This window comes from Roseovarius sp. 217, from assembly GCF_000152845.1.
Classification (GTDB): domain Bacteria; phylum Pseudomonadota; class Alphaproteobacteria; order Rhodobacterales; family Rhodobacteraceae; genus Roseovarius.
Genome location: NZ_CH902584.1, coordinates 1,417,578 through 1,434,620, shown reverse-complemented (window position 1 = coordinate 1,434,620; position 17,043 = coordinate 1,417,578). Strand labels below are relative to the sequence as shown.

The 17,043-nt window shown below is 61.3% G+C and carries 18 protein-coding genes; 10 read left to right on the top strand and 8 right to left on the bottom strand.

The window, feature by feature from the left end; translation table 11 throughout:
* The first annotated feature begins 49 nt into the window (after positions 1-49).
* The 5 genes from trxA to ROS217_RS06805 all read left to right on the top strand — a co-directional run bounded on the left by trxA (position 50) and on the right by ROS217_RS06805 (position 4,910).
* Positions 50-370, top strand: coding sequence for a thioredoxin (gene trxA / locus ROS217_RS06825; RefSeq protein WP_009816961.1), 321 nt, complete (start codon positions 50-52; stop codon positions 368-370).
* 81 nt (positions 371-451) lie between these two features.
* Entirely contained in the window at positions 452-1,600 is a 1,149-nt protein-coding gene (locus tag ROS217_RS06820) for an amidohydrolase (RefSeq protein WP_009816960.1), read from the top strand.
* A 65-nt stretch (positions 1,601-1,665) separates the two neighbouring features.
* Entirely contained in the window at positions 1,666-2,220 is a 555-nt protein-coding gene (gene hslV, locus ROS217_RS06815; RefSeq protein ID WP_009816959.1) for an ATP-dependent protease subunit HslV, read from the top strand.
* Positions 2,217-3,524: an ATP-dependent protease ATPase subunit HslU gene (gene hslU / locus ROS217_RS06810; protein WP_009816958.1), complete on the top strand. Its 1,308-nt coding sequence runs from the start codon at positions 2,217-2,219 to the stop codon at positions 3,522-3,524. The genes hslV and hslU overlap by 4 nt, the downstream gene beginning before the upstream one ends.
* A 162-nt stretch (positions 3,525-3,686) precedes the next feature.
* Positions 3,687-4,910: an MFS transporter gene (locus tag ROS217_RS06805; RefSeq protein WP_009816957.1), complete on the top strand. Its 1,224-nt coding sequence runs from the start codon at positions 3,687-3,689 to the stop codon at positions 4,908-4,910.
* On the opposite strand, the gene ROS217_RS06800 is transcribed toward ROS217_RS06805, so the two are convergent.
* Genes ROS217_RS06800 through ROS217_RS06790 form a run of 3 tightly spaced genes read right to left on the bottom strand, consistent with a single transcriptional unit; the run spans position 4,893 to position 7,179 of the window.
* Positions 4,893-5,486 carry a Smr/MutS family protein gene (locus ROS217_RS06800; protein WP_009816956.1) on the bottom strand — a complete coding sequence of 198 codons (594 nt, stop codon included), beginning with the start codon at positions 5,484-5,486 and terminating at the stop codon, positions 4,893-4,895. The genes ROS217_RS06805 and ROS217_RS06800 overlap by 18 nt on opposite strands.
* Positions 5,483-6,523 (bottom strand): murein transglycosylase A, encoded by a 1,041-nt coding sequence (gene mltA, locus ROS217_RS06795; RefSeq protein ID WP_009816955.1) that lies wholly within the window; start codon positions 6,521-6,523, stop codon positions 5,483-5,485. The genes ROS217_RS06800 and mltA overlap by 4 nt, the downstream gene beginning before the upstream one ends.
* Positions 6,520-7,179 carry a Tim44/TimA family putative adaptor protein gene (locus tag ROS217_RS06790; protein WP_009816954.1) on the bottom strand — a complete coding sequence of 220 codons (660 nt, stop codon included), beginning with the start codon at positions 7,177-7,179 and terminating at the stop codon, positions 6,520-6,522. Before ROS217_RS06790 ends, mltA begins: the two co-directional genes overlap by 4 nt.
* A gap of 109 nt (positions 7,180-7,288) precedes the next feature.
* Between ROS217_RS06790 and ROS217_RS06785 the strand changes: the two genes are divergently transcribed.
* The gene (locus ROS217_RS06785; RefSeq protein WP_009816953.1) at positions 7,289-7,729 is read left to right on the top strand and encodes an FxsA family protein; all 441 of its coding nucleotides are present in this window, start codon (positions 7,289-7,291) and stop codon (positions 7,727-7,729) included.
* A gap of 250 nt (positions 7,730-7,979) precedes the next feature.
* Entirely contained in the window at positions 7,980-8,219 is a 240-nt protein-coding gene (locus ROS217_RS06780) for a hypothetical protein (protein ID WP_009816952.1), read from the top strand.
* A 117-nt stretch (positions 8,220-8,336) separates the two neighbouring features.
* Here ROS217_RS06780 and ROS217_RS06775 read toward each other — a convergent pair whose 3' ends face one another.
* The 4 genes from ROS217_RS06775 to ROS217_RS06760 all read right to left on the bottom strand — a co-directional run bounded on the left by ROS217_RS06775 (position 8,337) and on the right by ROS217_RS06760 (position 12,799).
* On the bottom strand, positions 8,337-9,032 hold the full coding sequence (locus ROS217_RS06775) for a hypothetical protein (protein ID WP_009816951.1): 696 nt from the start codon (positions 9,030-9,032) through the stop codon (positions 8,337-8,339).
* A gap of 24 nt (positions 9,033-9,056) precedes the next feature.
* Positions 9,057-11,012, bottom strand: coding sequence for a DNA topoisomerase IV subunit B (parE, locus tag ROS217_RS06770; protein ID WP_040650428.1), 1,956 nt, complete (start codon positions 11,010-11,012; stop codon positions 9,057-9,059).
* 82 nt (positions 11,013-11,094) lie between these two features.
* Complete coding sequence (locus ROS217_RS06765; RefSeq protein WP_009816949.1) at positions 11,095-12,033, bottom strand: glucokinase; 939 nt, start codon at positions 12,031-12,033, stop codon at positions 11,095-11,097.
* Complete coding sequence (locus tag ROS217_RS06760) at positions 12,026-12,799, bottom strand: aldolase/citrate lyase family protein (protein ID WP_040650427.1); 774 nt, start codon at positions 12,797-12,799, stop codon at positions 12,026-12,028. The genes ROS217_RS06765 and ROS217_RS06760 overlap by 8 nt, the downstream gene beginning before the upstream one ends.
* Before the next feature lie 109 nt (positions 12,800-12,908).
* Between ROS217_RS06760 and ROS217_RS06755 the strand changes: the two genes are divergently transcribed.
* Positions 12,909-13,808 carry a DMT family transporter gene (locus ROS217_RS06755; RefSeq protein ID WP_009816947.1) on the top strand — a complete coding sequence of 300 codons (900 nt, stop codon included), beginning with the start codon at positions 12,909-12,911 and terminating at the stop codon, positions 13,806-13,808.
* A 15-nt stretch (positions 13,809-13,823) separates the two neighbouring features.
* Here the strand turns inward: ROS217_RS06755 and ROS217_RS06750 are convergent, their stop codons facing one another.
* The gene (locus ROS217_RS06750) at positions 13,824-14,633 is read right to left on the bottom strand and encodes a division plane positioning ATPase MipZ (RefSeq protein ID WP_009816946.1); all 810 of its coding nucleotides are present in this window, start codon (positions 14,631-14,633) and stop codon (positions 13,824-13,826) included.
* 155 nt (positions 14,634-14,788) lie between these two features.
* On the opposite strand from ROS217_RS06750, the gene ROS217_RS06745 reads away from it, so the two are divergent.
* Complete coding sequence (locus ROS217_RS06745) at positions 14,789-16,318, top strand: ATP-dependent DNA helicase (protein WP_009816945.1); 1,530 nt, start codon at positions 14,789-14,791, stop codon at positions 16,316-16,318.
* Positions 16,315-17,034, top strand: coding sequence for an SDR family oxidoreductase (locus ROS217_RS06740; protein ID WP_009816944.1), 720 nt, complete (start codon positions 16,315-16,317; stop codon positions 17,032-17,034). The genes ROS217_RS06745 and ROS217_RS06740 overlap by 4 nt, the downstream gene beginning before the upstream one ends.
* Positions 17,035-17,043: the final 9 nt, after the last annotated feature.

Below are 17,043 nucleotides of genomic sequence, written 5' to 3'. Positions count from 1 at the left end.
CCGGCTACATAGGTTCAGGCTCGAAACCCTGATCGCTAGGAGAAAAGACATGGCCACCGTTGCCGTCACCGATGCCACATTCGACGCCGAAGTCAAGAATTCCAACATCCCCGTCGTGGTGGATTTCTGGGCCGAATGGTGCGGCCCGTGCAAACAGATCGGCCCCGTGCTCGAAGAGCTGTCGACCGAGATGTCCGGCAAGATCAAGATCGTCAAAGTTGATGTCGACAGCAATCCGAATTCCGCCGTCGCCATGGGCGTGCGCGGCATCCCGGCGCTCTTCATCTTCAAGGATGGGCAGGTTGTCTCGAACCGCGCTGGCGCTGCCCCCAAGGCTGCACTTCAGAGCTGGATCGAAGACAGCATCTGAGACCGCCGAAATACCTCGTGGAAGGGGGTCGCGCCTGTCGCGGCCCTTTTTCTTTGTCCAGAAAACCTGCATGATCGCCCCATGACCCTGACCAATGCCGACATCACAGAGCTAACCTCCCTGCGCCGCGTGTTGCACCAACACCCTGAGGTGTCGGGGCAAGAGCAGGGGACCGCACTGCGCATCACCGACGTGCTTGGCGCTCACACGCCCGATAGGCTCCTGACCGGGCTTGGCGGCCATGGCGTAGCGGCGGTCTATGAGGGGCGTGACCAGGGCCCGACTCTCCTCTTTCGCTGTGAACTTGACGCGCTGCCGATCACCGAGCAGGGCGATCTGCCGCACCGCTCGACCGTGCCGGGCACGGGGCATCTCTGCGGTCATGACGGGCATATGGCAGTGCTGCTGGCGCTCGCCCGGCTGTTGTCGCGCGAACGCCCTGCGCGCGGGCGTGTGGTCCTGCTCTTTCAACCCGCAGAGGAAACCGGTGCGGGGGCAGAGGCAGTGCTGAGCGACCCAATATTCGAGACTATTTCACCAGATTATGCCTTGTCCCTGCACAATATGCCGGGCCTGCCGTTGGGTCACGTCGGCCTGATCCCCGGCCCGGTCAACTGCGCCTCGCGTGGCATGGCCGTCACTCTCACCGGCAAATCTGCCCATGCGTCAGAGCCCGAGAATGGCCGCTCACCGATGCAAACGCTGGCCCATCTCATGCCTGCGCTGACCGCCCTCAGCCACGGCACGCCCCAAGACAGCAATTTCACGCTGGTCACGGTGACACATGCCCAAATGGGCGCCCCCGCCTTTGGCATCGCGCCGGGCGAGGCGACGCTCTACGTCACCCTGCGCACCCTGATCGACGCGCAAATGCAGGCGCTATGCGAGCAGGCCGAAACGCTGGTGACCGAGTCCGCAGCCGCGCATGGCCTCACCGTCGAAATCAGCTATCACGACATCTTCACGCATTGCGAAAATGACCCGGATGCGACCTTGATCTTGTGCAATGCGCTGGATGCGTTGGAGGTGCCGCATGACGCACGCGGCCTGCCAATGCGCGCGTCCGAGGATTTTGGCCGCTTCGGTCATCACGCCAAGGCCGCGATGCTCTTTCTTGGGGCGGGCACCACTCACGCAGCGCTGCACAACCCTGATTACGATTTCCCCGATGACCTCATCCCCATCGGCGCGCGGATTTTTCATCAGGTCGCCCGCGACCTCTTGGGTTAACCCACCCTTGCACCCTGTGCCGCCGCCTTCCATATAGGGCAGAACGAAAACGGAGGCCCTGAGACATGAGCGATTTTCCCGGTTGGCATGGCACCACCATCATCGGCGTGCGGCGCGGCGGCGAGGTTGTCGTCGCCGGTGACGGGCAGGTCAGCCTTGGCCAGACGGTGATCAAGGGCACGGCCCGCAAGGTGCGCCGCCTCTCGCCCGGTGGTCATCCTGTGGTCGCAGGCTTTGCCGGATCCACGGCGGATGCCTTTACCCTGCTCGAACGGCTGGAAACCAAGCTCGAGGCGACACCGGGACAGTTGCAACGCGCTTGCGTGGAATTGGCCAAGGACTGGCGCACCGACAAATACCTGCAAAAGCTGGAGGCGATGCTGATCGTCACCGATGGCGATCAGCTCTATGTCATCACCGGAGCCGGCGACGTGCTGGAGCCCGAGCATGACGTGGCCGCCATCGGCTCGGGCGGCAATTTCGCCCTCGCCGCCGCACGCGGCCTGGCCGAGAACCCAAGCCTCACCGCCGAGGAGATCGCCCGCCGCGCCATGGCCATCGCCGCCGACATCTGCGTCTACACCAATGGCAACCTGACGGTGGAAAGGATTTCCAAATGACCGACCTGACCCCGCGAGAGATTGTCTCGGAGCTGGACCGCTACATCATCGGCCAGAACGACGCCAAGCGCGCTGTCGCCGTGGCCTTGCGCAACCGCTGGCGGCGCAAGCAGCTTTCGGATGATTTGCGCGATGAGGTGTATCCCAAGAACATCCTGATGATCGGCCCCACCGGCGTCGGCAAAACTGAAATCTCCCGCCGCTTGGCCAAACTCGCCCGCGCCCCCTTCATCAAGGTCGAGGCGACCAAATTCACCGAAGTCGGCTATGTCGGTCGCGACGTCGAGCAGATCATCCGCGATCTCGTTGACAGCGCCATCGCCCAGACCCGCGACTGGATGCGCGAAGACGTCAAGACCCGCGCCGAGCATGCCGCCGAGGAACGTGTGATCACTGCCATCGCCGGTGAGGATGCGCGTGAGGGCACCCGCGAGATGTTCCGCAAGAAACTGCGCGATGGCCTGCTGGACGACACAATGATCGACGTCGAGGTCGCCGACACCTCCAACCCCTTGGGCATGATGGATATTCCCGGTCAGCCCGGCAGCCAGATGGGCATGATGAATCTGGGCGATATCTTTGGCAAGGCGTTCGGCGGGCGCACCACCACCAAGCGCGTGAGTGTCGCCGACAGCTATGCACTGCTGATCGGAGAAGAGGCCGACAAACTCTTGGACGACGAGGCGGTCAATCGCACCGCCCTTGAGGCGGTCGAACAGAACGGCATCGTCTTTCTTGATGAGATCGACAAGGTCTGCGCCCGCTCCGACGCCCGCGGCGCCGATGTCAGCCGCGAAGGCGTGCAGCGCGACCTCCTGCCGCTGATCGAGGGCACCACCGTTTCGACCAAGTATGGCGCAGTCAAGACCGACCATATCCTCTTCATCGCGAGCGGCGCCTTCCACATCGCCAAACCGTCAGACCTCTTGCCCGAACTGCAAGGCCGCCTGCCCATCCGGGTCGAGCTGCGCGCCCTGACCGAGGCCGATTTCGTCCGCATCCTGACCGAGACCGACAATGCGCTCACCCTGCAATACACCGCCCTCATGGGCACCGAAGAGGTGACGGTCACCTTCACCGAAGACGGCATCGCCGCCCTCGCCCATATCGCGGCAGAGGTCAATCAATCGGTCGAGAACATCGGCGCCCGCCGCCTCTACACCGTTATGGAACGCGTCTTCGAAGAACTCTCCTTCACCGCCCCCGACCGCGCAGGCGAGAGCGTGGTGGTGGACGCGGCTTTCGTTGACACCAATCTTGGCGAGTTGATGAAATCTGCCGATCTCTCGCGCTACGTTCTGTGATGATGCGCAGACCTCCAGCATTGGATTGAGTATTTAAGGAACGATGATGGCATAGAGACGCAGTTTACGCTTCACTGTTCCCAAAATACTCAAAAGCGACCTTTCCAAAGGGCCAAACAGTTGGGTCTTTCCTCCCCCCCCCGTTTCACGCGAACAAGGGGCATGCCGATTCTCGCCTTTCTCCGTGACAACGCACCCTGGCTCACCGCCGGGGTTCTCCTGACCTTTCTCAGCAGTTTCGGGCAGACCTATTTCATCTCGATCTTCGCCGGCGAAATCCGCGAGACTTTTGCGCTAAGTCACGGGGAATGGGGCGGAATTTACATGCTAGGCACGACGGCATCGGCGCTGGTGATGGTCTGGGCCGGGGGCCTCACGGATCACTTCCGGGTTCGGCGGCTGGCACCCTTGGTGCTGGCACTGATGGTCGGAGCCTGTCTTTTCATGGCCACCAACCCGGTCTGGTGGCTCCTGCCATTTGTGATCTTCGCCCTGCGTTTCACCGGCCAGGGCATGATGAGCCACCTCGCCGTGGTCGCGATGGCCCGCTGGTTCGTGGCGGCACGCGGCAAAGCCCTCTCCGTCGCCACCCTCGGCTTCGCCCTCGGCGAGGCCTTCTTGCCGCTGATCTTCGTCTCGCTCCTACAGGTGCACGACTGGCGAGTCCTCTGGGTTGCCGCCGGCATCGTTGCAGCCATCGGCATCCCGCTTCTGCTCCTTCTCTTGCGGCGGGAACGCACGCCGCAGAGCTGGGCTCAGACCAGCCAATCGCTCGGCATGGACGCGCGTCATTGGACCCGCAACCAGTCGCTTAGGCATTACCTTTTCTGGTTCATGGTGCCAGCCCTGCTTGGTCCCTCAGCCTTCAACACTGCGTTCTTCTTTCATCAAGTGCACATTGCAGAGGTCAAGGCGGTCAGCCACGTGGCGTTGGTGGCAATGTTTCCGATCTATACGGCCGTGGGCATCGGCGCGATGATCCTCTCGGGCTGGGCGCTTGACCGCATTGGCACGGCGCGGCTCCTGCCCTTCATGCAATTACCGATGGTCGTGGCCTTTCTCTGCTTCGCCATGGCGGATGGTCCGGGCCTGTTGCTCGCGGGGTTTGTGTTTCTCGCAATGACCACAGGGGCGAACAGCACCCTGCCAAATGCCTTTTGGGCCGAGTTCTATGGCACCGCCCACCTTGGCAGCATAAAGGCCATGGCTGCTGCGCTCATGGTATTTGGCTCTGCCATCGGGCCGGGTCTGACTGGGCTGGGGATAGACCTGGGCCTTGGAATCGAAGCACAATTCGTGATCATTGCAGGCTATTTCATCTTTACCAGCGTCATGATGGCCATCGGGGTGTCGCGGTCGCGCCCGTCTCTATCTCTGACGCCTTAGATACACATAATAGGCCCCGCCACCGCCGTGTTTCAGATGCGCCTCAGTGATCTGCAACACCAAAGGCGCGAGCGGCGGCATTCGCAACCAGTGCGGCACATTATGACGCAGGACGCCGTGCCGTACCGGGATCGGTCCCCCGGTATCGCGATCCTTGCCTTTGCCTGTGACCACCAGAACCAGCCGCAACCCCGCCGCATGCGACCGCAGAATGAACCCCGTCAGCGCAGGATGCGCTCGGTCCATGGTCATGCCATGCAGGTCGATCTTGCCTTCAGGAACCAGTTTTCCGCGTTTCATCCGCTGAAACGCCTTCTTGTCCATGCTGACCGGCGCGGTGGCCAGCCGCTCTGAGATCGCAGGCAACACATCATGAGCAGGACTCGGGCGCCCAGACGTGGCACCGATCTGAAAATCCTCCAGCCGGGCCTGAACCGGGGCGTTCCGCGGATTGCGGATCATGGGTTCGGGTGCTCTGTCGTCGGATCGTGGCTCTTCGGGTCGCATGCGCTGCGCCGTGCGCGCCACCTGATGCCACAGGTCCAACTCGTCAGGCCGGACGCGCCTGCGGCTCACGGCGCCTGCTCCGGTAGCATCGCATAGGCGCGCTGAATCGGCATCAGCACCACCATCCGACCCGGATCTCGCAGCCGTCCCGCCGCCTGCCCCGCCGCATCGCCAGTACCAAAGAAGATATCAGCCCGTTGTGCACCTTTGATCGCAGATCCGGTATCCTGCGCCACCATCAGGCGGCGGATCGGGCCATCGCCCTCTTTCTCGATCCAGACCGGCGCACCAAGCGGCACAAAGGCCGGATCGACCGCCACTGTGCGCCCCGTCGTCACAGAACGGTTCATCGCCCCAAGCGGTCCACGTTCTGCGGGCACATTATCCAGCCTGCGAAAAAACACATAGGACGGGTTGTGGTAGAGCAGGTCACGCCCCTCTTCCGGATTGCGCCGCACCCAGTTCTTGATCACCTCAGCCGACACCTGATGCACCGAATAAATGCCGCGCTGCACCAGTTCGACGCCAATCGACCGATAGGGTTGGCCGTTGGCTCCGGCATAACCCACCCGGATCACCTGTCCATTCTCGAGTCTGATCCGCCCTGACCCTTGGATCTGTAGAAAAAACAGTTCTACCGGATCATCAACCCAGGCAATCTCCAACCCGCGACCGCGCATCACATCCGTCGTTTCGATCTCGCGGCGTGTGATCCAGGGGTTCGACAGTCGCGCTTCGGGGGGTTCTCGGTAAACCGGGTAACGATAGCGCCCATCGGGGCGCGTCGCGCCGTTCAACTCGGGTTCAAAATAGCCGGTAAAGAGCGCGGGCTTGCCTTCGGATACGATCACTGGACGGAAAAAGAGTTCAAAGAACCCCCGCGCATCCGGCCTCTGCTGCGCCAGCGCACAGAGCGCGCGCCAATCAGGGTCCTTCATATCGGGACAGGTGTTCAGAAACACCGAGAGCGCCGCCGCGTGATCATCCTCGGACCAGCCGTTCAGATCATCAAAGCCTAGGATTTCGTGCGACACGTCCTGCGCCGTGGCCGGTGCCCCGCACCAGAGCCACAGCCCCAGAACGATCCGCCACAGCCCTTTGGTCATTCGCCCGTTGCGACAAGCCGCCAGTTGGGATCATCCGACCCCATGATACGTTCATAGGTCCAGATATCCTTCTGACGTTTTGACTGGCCAGGTGCTCCCTCGACGATTTCGCCGTTGCTATCTCGCACGACAGACACCAGTTCGCCCACATAGCGCACCGTTATTTCCGCACGTCGCGTCGCCGCATCGAATTTTGCATCGAACAGCGACAATTCCCGCACTCCGATAAACTCCGCCTCGATGCTCAGCCCCTGCTGCTCGCGGGAATCGACCACCTGCGCAAAGGTCTCATAGACCTCTCGATCGAGAAACGGCGTGATCTCATCCAGCTTGCCACGCTCAAAGGCCATCAGGATCATCTCATAGGCACCGCGCGCCCCTTGCAAGAAGGTCGTGACACTGAAATCCGGCTCGATCCGCTTCATATCGGCCAAGGCGCCGGCTGCCTCAGAATCCTCGGGCACATGATCAACGATGTCGTGATCCGGTCCGCCCTCGATCACCTCGAACTCACGGCGGCGGCTGGTCTCGGGTGTGGGCGCGTTGCGGGCCGGACCTTCAAATCCGTCGCGCGTGCCCAGAACACTCTTCAGCCGCAAAATCAAAAAGATGGCGATACCGGCAAGCACCAGTAACTGCAAAATCGGCGAATTCATGGGCACCTCTTGTTGTGCGGGGCATGGTAAGCGTCAACGCTCGTTCTTATGTAGGGGTTGGACAGGGCCAAGTCCACCGTAAGGGTCATAAAACAAAGGAGGGCCGCGCATGTGGCTTTTTTTGGCATTTCTTGCCGTTCCGATTATCGAGATCGCATTGTTTATTCAGGTGGGCGGGCTGATCGGGCTCTGGCCGACGCTGGCGATTGTCGTGTTGACCGCCGTGATCGGCACATGGCTCCTGCGGATGCAGGGGGCGGTGGCCTTGTCAAACCTGCGCCGCTCCTTCTCTGAACTGGATGACCCCTCAGAGCCGTTGGCCCATGGGGCGATGATCCTCTTTGCGGGGGCACTTTTGCTCACACCGGGGTTTTTCACCGACGCGGTGGGTTTTGCCCTTCTGATACCGTCGGTCCGACGAGCGGTCTTTGCGCAGGTTCGCCAACGCGTGCATGTGCACCGGTTTGAGATGGGCAACCGTCCGCCCCCCGCCAGAGACGACGTGGTCGAGACTGAGTATCAGGACGTGACCCCCGACCACCCGCGCTAATCCCCCGACCGCAGATTGCATTAAGGCCGTCCGCATCTCTCGTCGGTGCCGTTGCTGTACGGTCGCAGGATCGTCTATGGGGTGAGTTTCAGCTCGCCACATTTGAGGCGGCGCAGAGATACTCACATCACTTCCATCGGTTCTTTGCAGGAGCAACGATAGATAAATAAAATCAAATAACGGAATATCAATATTGATAACTGATCAATAAACTTGTTTTCTGAGTGCAGACAATGCAGGAGACAAGCAAATGGCATCTACACTCATCAACTCGACCCCCTCAGGATATCAGCGGTCAACAGAGCGCGCCCGGCTTTCCGCGCGGGTCGTCCGGGCCGTCGCGACAGGGCTCGAGGTGCTGACCAGCACCACCTCACGCCGCGCATTCATTGCCGAACTTGAGGCCCGCAGCGACGCGGACCTTGCCGCTCTGGGGATCAGCCGCAACCAGATCACGCGGCATGTCCATTGTGATCTGTTCTACGCCTGAACGTGGAGGGCATTATGGGGTGGGCGATGGCCTACCCCATGGGTGCCGTGGAGGTGGCTCGCGCGACGGTGTTTCTTCGAGGGTTGGTGCCGATGTTAAGGTTCCTTCGTACGCCAACTAGCGCATCAGGTTAACCATCAGATCTGGAATTGTAGCGTATGCAGATCCGACTACAAATAATAGAATACCAAGAATTTCTATTTTAATAGCACTTTCAAACACCCGCGAGAATTCTGAACGTAAATCATCTGTACGCGTCTCAGAGTCCCGTTCAAGTTCTTTGAACCTACTCAAAATCTGCTTCTTGTCGACTTCGCGCTTGTTATCAATATCGCGTATTTCTTTGACCAACTTTCTATAATCGTCTTCCAGTCGATCAAGTCTTTCTTCAAGTGAACCACCTACGCTGATGACAGTCCCCGACACGGCGGAAGAACCGGAAGACCCTCCAGACATAGCAGACCTGAGATAAGTTCGCTTAACGTCCCAAGGCAAGATTGGAAACTCTCGAAGGTACTCCCAAATTCTAGCGGGGATCGAGCGCAATCCTAGCTGGTTGAGATTCGAGTTTACGCCATACAATGCGAGCAGGAAGCCCATTATCTGAATCAACAATCCATATTTGCGCAGCCAGTTTTCTGAGATTGTTGAGAACAGCGACGACAACAACCACGGAAAGATTAATGCAATCGCAGATACGAGCACTACTACCCAACCTGTTCTCTGTTTATAAAGCCAAGAGCCAATCGACAGCAGCTTTTTCAGCCACTGGATGGGCGTAAGAAGTTTCCATGACTTTTTAACTTCGTCCATCAGAGTATTTTTTCCCTTTCCGACTCAAACATCCAACTCCTCCACGAACCGCGCGTTCTCCGAGATATACTGGAACCGCAGTTCCGGCTTTTTGCCCATCAGGCGCTCGACCAGATCGCTGGTTTGGCCCGGTTCGTCCTCGTCTATCGTCACCCGGATGAGTTTGCGCGAGCGGGGGTCCATCGTGGTCTCTTTGAGGTCCTTGGCGTCCATTTCACCCAGACCCTTGAAGCGGCTGACGTCGATCTTGCCTTTGCCGCCCAGCCCCTTGGCCAGCCAGACATCGCGCTCGGCCTCATCCAGACAGTAGACGCGTTTTGACCCTTGCGTCAGGCGATAGAGCGGCGGGCAGGCGAGGTACAAATGCCCCGCGTCAATCATCGGACGCATTTGCGTAAAGAAGAACGTCATCAACAGCGCCGCGATATGCGCCCCGTCGACATCGGCGTCGGTCATGATGATGATCTTGTCATAACGCAGGTCGTCGAGATTGAATTTCGTCCCCAGCCCGACGCCCAGCGCCTGTGTCAGATCGTTGATCTCCTGATTGCTGCCCAGCTTGGACGAGGCGGCGCCCAGCACGTTGAGAATCTTGCCGCGCAGCGGCAAGAGCGCCTGAATCTTGCGGTCGCGGCCCATTTTGGCAGAGCCCCCCGCGGAATCACCTTCGACAATAAACAATTCCGTGCCCTCTCGGGTGCTGGAGGAGCAATCCACCAGCTTGCCGGGCAGACGCAGTTTCTTGGTCGCGGTCTTGCGTTGCGTCTCTTTCTCTTGGCGACGTCGAAGCCGTTCCTCGGCGCGCAGCACGAGGAAATCAAGGATCGCCCCCGCCGATTTGGTATCCGCCGCCAGCCAGTTGTCGAAATGGTCGCGCACAGCGCCCTCGACCATGCGGGCGGCATCGGTGGTGGCAAGGCGGTCCTTGGTCTGGCCGACGAACTCCGGCTCTCGGATAAAGCACGACACCAGCGCGCAGCCGCCCGCCAGCAGGTCCTCGCGGGTGATCTGCGCGGCCTTGCGGTTGTTGCTGAGCTCACCATACGCCTTGATCCCCTTGAGGATCGCCGCCCAGAACCCGGCCTCATGCGTGCCGCCCTCGGGCGTGGGCACGGTATTGCAATAGGATTGGATAAAACCGTCGCGCGCAGGCGTCCAGTTGATCGCCCATTCCACCTTGCCCGGCACGTTGTATTTATCGCGGAAATCCACGGTCCCGGCAAAGGGACGCTCGGCATAGGTGGTGGCACCATTCAGGGTCTCGCCCAGATAATCCGCAAGGCCGCCGGGGAATTTGAACGTGGCCTCTGTTGGTGTCTCGCCATCGGTGATCTCGGTCTTCCAGCGGATTTCAACGCCGGAAAAGAGATAGGCTTTGGAGCGCGCCATCTTGAACAGCCGCGCTGGTTTGAGCGTGAGAGAACCAAAGATCTCGGGGTCCGGATGAAAGGTGACAGAGGTGCCGCGCCGGTTGGGAGCGGCCCCAATCTTGACCAAGGGCGCTTGCGGCATGCCCCGTGAGAACTCCATCATGTAAAGCTCGCGGTTGCGCGCCACCTCGACCCGCAGATGATCCGAGAGCGCGTTGACAACCGACGAGCCAACGCCGTGCAGACCGCCCGAGGTCTGATAACTGTCACCCGAAAACTTGCCGCCTGCGTTCAGCGTGCAAAAGATGATTTCGAGCGCGGATTTCTTTGGGTCCTTGGGGTGCGGATCAACCGGAATGCCGCGCCCATTGTCGCGCACGCTGACATGGCCGTTGGCATGCAGCTCCACCTCGATCCATGTCGCATGGCCCGCGACCGCCTCATCCATCGAGTTGTCGATGATCTCAGCCACCATGTGATGCAGAGCGCGATCATCCTTGCCGCCGATATACATGCCGGGGCGCAGGCGGACATGCTCCATATCCTCGAGCACCTGAATGGACGAGGCATCGTAGTCGGATTTCGGGGTGGGCGAGAGAAGATCGTTCATGCCACTGCTCTTTTTTTGTTGGTTGGGGGGCATTATGGCAGAGCCGGGACCGCTGTGGAAGTGGGCCATTGGCGAAGATGCGTTAGGGATGGCGTTGCCGCAGATACCGGGCGCAGCCTCGCAAGGCGGCATTGTCGTCGGTAATGAGGCTGAGGGGGATATCCCGCATGATATGGCTGTAGGGTCCTTTGGCGGTAAAGGTCTCGGCAAAACCCAAGGGCAGAAGGAACGGCGCGACGGCCCGTGCGGTGCCGCCGATCAGGTATATCCCGCCCATCGGCAGGTGATTGAGCGCCAGACTGCCAAGCACGGTGCCCAAGAGCCGCACAAATGCCGTGAGGCTGGCGCAGGCCCCGGCATCGCCTGCCAGATGCGCCGCGATGATCTGGGCCGGGGTCAGGATGTCGCCGCTCAGGTGGACATGCAGCCGCACAAGCCCCGGCCCCGATAGCAGCGCCTCAAGCGGGCGGTGGGTCTCCTTGCCAGCAAGGCCTGCGATCAGGGTGCCGATGGGGCCGTCAGAGTGCGGCAGGCTGCTATGACCAGCCTCGGCGGGGGGCACGAACAGACCTTGTGGCGTGCGATGCACCACGGCGATATTGCTGCCGGTGCCAAGGCCCATGACCATGCGCGCGGCCTCTGGTGGCGGCGTGGTCCCGTCGATCAGCGGCGTGATATCGGTAGGATCGAGATCATCCAAGGCATAGCCCTGCGCCGCCAGATCGTTGATCAGGTGGATATCGCGCGCGCCGGTGACGCGTGCCAGATCGGCGCTGTCGATGAACCAGTCGAGATTGGTCAGTTGCGCGGTGTCGCCCCGCACCGGCCCTGCAACCCCGGCACAAAGCGCGGTGGGCGGGGTCGGGTGACGGTTGAGGTAGTGATCAAGAATATCGGCCAGCCCCGAGAAATCGGCATTGCGAAAGCTGTGCGTGCTGCCCCGGTCAAGCTGTCCGCCGCGCGCCAGCCCGACCCGCGTAGAGGTGCCGCCCACATCGACCAAAAGCCAGAGATCAGCCATCAACGCGCCAACGCGCCACGGTGGCGCGCGCCGCCTGTGCCAGCATCACCACGTCGATGCCCACCGCCAGAAACTGTGCGCCCCAGTTCGCGTAATGTTGCGCCGTGTCGTGATTGAGCGCGAGGATGCCCGCCGCTTTGGGCGAGGAGGCGATGCGCTTTAATGCACCCTGGATCACCTCTTGCACCTCGGGCGCGTGGCTATTGCCGACAAAGCCCATATCAACCGCCAGATCAGAGGGGCCGATAAAGACACCGTCCACTCCCTCGACCGCGAGAATATCCCCGAGCGCGTCTATGCCCGCCATGCTCTCGACCTGCACGATCAGGCAGATCTGGGCATTGGCGGTGGGGATGTAATCGGTGATGCGCGCGAAGTCAGAGGCGCGCGCCAAGGCCGCGCCGGAGCCCCGGATACCCTCGGGGGGATAGCGCGTGGCGCGCACGAGATCGCGCGCCTGATCGGCGCTCTCGACCATGGGGATGATCAGGCTTTGCGCGCCTGCATCCAGAACCTGTTTAATCGCCCAAGCCTCGCCCATGGGCAGCCGCACCACCGGCAGGCTCGCACGTCCCACCAGCATCGCCAATTGCGCCGAGATCGAGCGCAGATCATTGGGCGCATGTTCCCCGTCGATCACAAGCCAGTCAAACCCGGCGCTGGCCAAGACCTCGGTCGCATAGGGATCGGCAAACCCAGCCCAGCATCCAATCAGGCGCTCGCCGCGCATTAGGGCGGATTTGAAACGGTTTTCGGGGGCGGGCATGGGGTGGCACTCCTTTGGCTGACCGGCGCAGCATAGACCGCGCCCGCGCGCTTTGGCGAGAGCCAAGACGGGGTTTACTTTGCCCGGCAATCCCCCCAGAGATTGCCCGATGAATACGCATCTCAAAGGCCTGATCATCACCGCGCTCGGCGTGCTCTTCGTCGTGCCGGATTCGCTTTTCGTGCGGCTGATTGACGGCGACGCGGCCAGCATCGCGTTTTGGCGCGGCATCACGGCGGGGTCTGTGATCCTGACAGGTGTGCTGACCACCCAAGGGCTACGCGGCATCAGGCAGGTGGTGCAAACCGGCAAGCCGGGTCTGCTCTATACCTTTCTGATTGCTATCACAGCACCGGGTTTCGTCTTTGCTGTCAGCCTGACCAGTGTGGCGAATGTGGTATTTATCCTTGCCTCCATGCCGGTCTTTGCCGCGATTTTCAGCCGCATTTTTCTGGGCGAGGCGATCAGCCAACGCATGATCCTGACCATGCTGGGCGTGTTTGCAGGGCTGGGCGTGATTGCCTGGGGATCAGGCGAAACACATGGCGCGCATTGGAGCGGCGATTTGATCGCGCTTGGGGTCTCGGCCAGTTTTGCGGGCGCGATGACCACGGCGCGGCAACTCAGGGCCGTGTCGATGATCCCGGCTATTCCGCTGGCCTTTTTGGGGGCGTCATTGGCAATCTGGCCAGTGGCGCAGCCCGTGGTGGTCTGGCAGGGCAACTGGCCACTCATCCTGGCGCATGGCGCGTTTATCAGCGTCTCGACCTGTCTTTTGACACTTGGACCGCGCTACATCGCCTCGGCTGAGGTGGCACTTTTGATCCTGCTCGAATCCGTATTGGCCCCGCTGCTCGTTTGGGCCGTGGTGGGCGAGGATCCCGGAGTTTGGGCGATCATCGGTGGAGCGGTTGTGATCGGGGCGTTGTTTGCCTCAAACCTCTGGGCGTTGTCGCGCAACAAGCGGTTGCGCAACCGCCCGCATCCGCGCACGGGACCACCCGTCTGACTGGTCTGCGGAGATTCAGAAATTTGCCGTAACCCCCGGCAGCTTGAGCGCCTTGATCAGATCGCGCAGCTCCTGACGCGCGGCGATATTCGAGATATTGAGCCCCTTAACCCCGATATCCTTGAGGTCAAGCAGCGTCAGACCGCGCGGGAACAATTCCCGAAAGATCACCCGCTCGTTGAACCCCGGCGCCACACGAAAACCGATCCGCTTGGCGAGGTTGTCGACGGCATCGCCCATCTTCTTCTTGTTGACCATCTGCTGCGCGCCCAGACGGTTGCGGACCACAACCCAGTCAATCGCGCGCAGTCCGGCCTGCGCCCGCAACTGTCGGGCGCTCCAGACCATTTCGGAATACACCGAGGGGCCAAGGATTTTCTTGCCGTCGCTGTCAATATGCGCCAGCAAGTCGAAGTCGATGAAACTGTCGTTGAGGGGCGTGATCAGCGTATCGGCAAGACTATGCGCCACCTGACTCAGACGGGTATGAGAGCCAGGACAATCAATCACGATGAAGTCGCTGTCCGCCTCAAGCTCTGCCACCGCAGCCGACAGCCGTCGGTCATAGACATTCTCGCCCGGTTTAAGCTGATCCGCCGCCACTTCGGGCAGTTCATGATAGCGCGGGCTCGGCAGATCGAGGCCGGATTTCTCCATGAATTTCGCACGATTTTCGGCATAACGGCCAAAGGTTCGCTGCCTCAGATCGAGGTCAAGCGCACTGGTCTTGTGGCCCATGCGTGCGAGGGCAGTCGCCACATGCATCGACACGGTAGATTTGCCCGCGCCACCCTTTTCGTTGCCGACGACGATGATATGCGCCATTGTCTATTTCCCCTTGGTCGCGAGATGCGCGTCTCCGGCGCCCCCGGCCTTTTTGCCTGACAGTAACCGCCTGCGCTGCAATAGGGAAGTGCGCCCCGACTGGTCAAGCGCCTTTGGCTCTGGCACCTACCCTGAGGGAACGCTAGGGTCGCGCCATGACGCAAACCGCACTGACATATTCGCCGGATCAGGCCGAGGCGCATGACCGCATTGCCGAGGCTCTGCGCACGGTCGGGGTCGATCTCGACTCTGGGGTATTGACCCCGCCGCGCGAGGGCAAAAGAGCTGTGCTGGCCGTCACCGGCAAGGCAGGGTCAGGCAAGACGTTGCTCTTGGCCGCGCTCTATCACGCGTTGGAAGAGGCAGGCGTCGACATCGTCTCGGGCGATTACGAGAGCCGCAAGCGCCGCGATAAACGCACCCTGGCCATCCTCGCCCCCACCAACAAGGCCGCGAGCGTGCTGCGCATGCGCGGCGTGCCCGCCACCACCATCCACCGCATTCTCTACACCCCCGTCTATCACCCGGAATATGAGAAAATCGCCGAATGGCTGGCAGGCCAAGGCGAGCGGCCCGAGATCGAAGGGCTGACCGATCTGGCGCTCGACCGTGCCTTTGCCTTTTACCAGAGCAACAAATCCATCCCCGGTGCCTTGGCCGCTGCGGGCCTGCGAGGGTCTGATTTCATCACCGGCTGGAAGCGGCGGGAAGAGCCGCTCGATATCGGGTTTGTAGATGAGGCGAGCATGCTGGACAGCCAGCAATTCGAAGACCTGCAAGAGATTTTCCCGACCCTGCTGCTCTTTGGCGATCCGGCGCAGTTGCCGCCCGTCAAATCCACCGGCGGTATGGTGTTTGAAACCCTGCCCGCGCCTGCGCGGCTGGAACTGAGCCGCATTCATCGACAGGACGCGGACAATCCCATTCTTGATCTGGCCCACGCCCTCGCTGATCCTGCACTGGAATTTCACCATTTCGAGCGGATGATTGAGGATGCCGCGCGACGTGACGACCGTGTGAGATGGGCCGAGCGGGTCGAGGTTGATCTGATGGCGCGCTCGCCCGTCCTTGTCTGGCGCAATGCCACGCGCATTCGTCTGATCAATGCCTTTCGCGCCGTGCATGGCGCGCCTGAAACCGCGCTTTTAGCGGGCGAGCCGCTGATCTGTGACGGGATCGAACTGCCGCTCAAGCACCGCAAGAAGCGGCTTGATCTCGAGGCGCGCGGCCTGATCAAGGGCGCGCAGGTGGTCTATCTCGGGCCGGGGCGCAAGCCGGGGTTTTCGCGCCTGCATGTAATCGGGGCCGAAGATCCGCAAATCTCTGCCGCCTCGATCGTCAAGATCGAGAAACCGGATGAGGAAGAGCCGTTCATCCCCTTTGCCGCGACTATGGGGGCCACCTTCCTGCACGGGGCTGCCGTGACCATTCACAAGGCGCAAGGCAGCCAATGGCCCGATGTGCAGGTCTTTGCCCCAGACATCTACGCCGCGGCCCGCATGGGACGGTCTGAGGCGGGGCAACCGCTCTGGAAACGGTTGGCCTATGTGGCGATCACCCGCGCCGAAGAGCGGTTGCACTGGATTGTGCGCAACCGCCTGTCCAAACCCACCGCACCACTGACCGTAGAGGATTTGCGCGGCGGGGCCGCGCCTCTGCAACTCGAACAGGAGGAAGAGACATGAAAACCGTTCTGATCACCGGGGCAAGCGCCGGTATTGGGGCCGCCTGCGCGCGGAGCTTTCTAGAGGCCGGCTGGCATGTGGGGCTGATGGCGCGGCGGGCTGAGGCGTTGGAGCGCGTGGCCAAGGGACATGCCAACGCCGTGATCCTGCCCGGCGATGTGACCGACCCCGGCGATGTGGTGCAGGTGTTCGAGGATTTCATTGCCCGCGCCGGACGGCTGGATGTGCTCTTCAACAACGCCGGCAGCTTTGGCCGCGCCGCGATGATCGACGAGCTGAGCTATGAGGAATGGCGGCAGGTCGTGGATGTGAACCTGCACGGCATGTTCCTCTGTGCGCGCGCGGCCTTTGCCCAGATGCGCAATCAATCCCCGATGGGGGGGCGGATCATCAACAACGGCTCGATCAGTGCCCATGCGCCGCGTCCCGGTTCGGTGGCCTATACCACCACCAAACATGCGATCACCGGCCTGACCAAGACGCTCAGCCTTGATGGACGCCCCTATGACATCGCGTGCAGCCAGATCGACATCGGCAACGCCCGTACCGAACTGCTTGAGGGGATCATCGCCGCCAATCCCGACGCGCCGCCGCCCACGATGGACGTGGATCATGTGGGCGCATCAGTGCTGCACATGGCGGATCTGCCGCTAGAGGCGAATGTGCAGTTCATGACACTGATGGCGACAAAAATGCCGTATATCGGGCGCGGCTGAAGGCCGGGG

What these genes read in the sequence shown, in the direction of transcription:
- trxA (WP_009816961.1), top strand. Translation starts at nt 50, where the DNA reads ATGGCCACCGTTGCCGTCACCGATGCCACATTCGACGCCGAAGTCAAG.
- ROS217_RS06820 (WP_009816960.1), top strand. Translation starts at nt 452, where the DNA reads ATGACCCTGACCAATGCCGACATCACAGAGCTAACCTCCCTGCGCCGC.
- hslV (WP_009816959.1), top strand. Translation starts at nt 1,666, where the DNA reads ATGAGCGATTTTCCCGGTTGGCATGGCACCACCATCATCGGCGTGCGG.
- hslU (WP_009816958.1), top strand. Translation starts at nt 2,217, where the DNA reads ATGACCGACCTGACCCCGCGAGAGATTGTCTCGGAGCTGGACCGCTAC.
- ROS217_RS06805 (WP_009816957.1), top strand. Translation starts at nt 3,687, where the DNA reads ATGCCGATTCTCGCCTTTCTCCGTGACAACGCACCCTGGCTCACCGCC.
- mltA (WP_009816955.1), bottom strand. Translation starts at nt 6,523, where the DNA reads ATGACCAAAGGGCTGTGGCGGATCGTTCTGGGGCTGTGGCTCTGGTGC.
- ROS217_RS06790 (WP_009816954.1), bottom strand. Translation starts at nt 7,179, where the DNA reads ATGAATTCGCCGATTTTGCAGTTACTGGTGCTTGCCGGTATCGCCATC.
- ROS217_RS06785 (WP_009816953.1), top strand. Translation starts at nt 7,289, where the DNA reads ATGTGGCTTTTTTTGGCATTTCTTGCCGTTCCGATTATCGAGATCGCA.
- ROS217_RS06780 (WP_009816952.1), top strand. Translation starts at nt 7,980, where the DNA reads ATGGCATCTACACTCATCAACTCGACCCCCTCAGGATATCAGCGGTCA.
- ROS217_RS06775 (WP_009816951.1), bottom strand. Translation starts at nt 9,032, where the DNA reads ATGGACGAAGTTAAAAAGTCATGGAAACTTCTTACGCCCATCCAGTGG.
- parE (WP_040650428.1), bottom strand. Translation starts at nt 11,012, where the DNA reads ATGAACGATCTTCTCTCGCCCACCCCGAAATCCGACTACGATGCCTCG.
- ROS217_RS06765 (WP_009816949.1), bottom strand. Translation starts at nt 12,033, where the DNA reads ATGGCTGATCTCTGGCTTTTGGTCGATGTGGGCGGCACCTCTACGCGG.
- ROS217_RS06760 (WP_040650427.1), bottom strand. Translation starts at nt 12,799, where the DNA reads ATGCCCGCCCCCGAAAACCGTTTCAAATCCGCCCTAATGCGCGGCGAG.
- ROS217_RS06755 (WP_009816947.1), top strand. Translation starts at nt 12,909, where the DNA reads ATGAATACGCATCTCAAAGGCCTGATCATCACCGCGCTCGGCGTGCTC.
- ROS217_RS06750 (WP_009816946.1), bottom strand. Translation starts at nt 14,633, where the DNA reads ATGGCGCATATCATCGTCGTCGGCAACGAAAAGGGTGGCGCGGGCAAA.
- ROS217_RS06745 (WP_009816945.1), top strand. Translation starts at nt 14,789, where the DNA reads ATGACGCAAACCGCACTGACATATTCGCCGGATCAGGCCGAGGCGCAT.
- ROS217_RS06740 (WP_009816944.1), top strand. Translation starts at nt 16,315, where the DNA reads ATGAAAACCGTTCTGATCACCGGGGCAAGCGCCGGTATTGGGGCCGCC.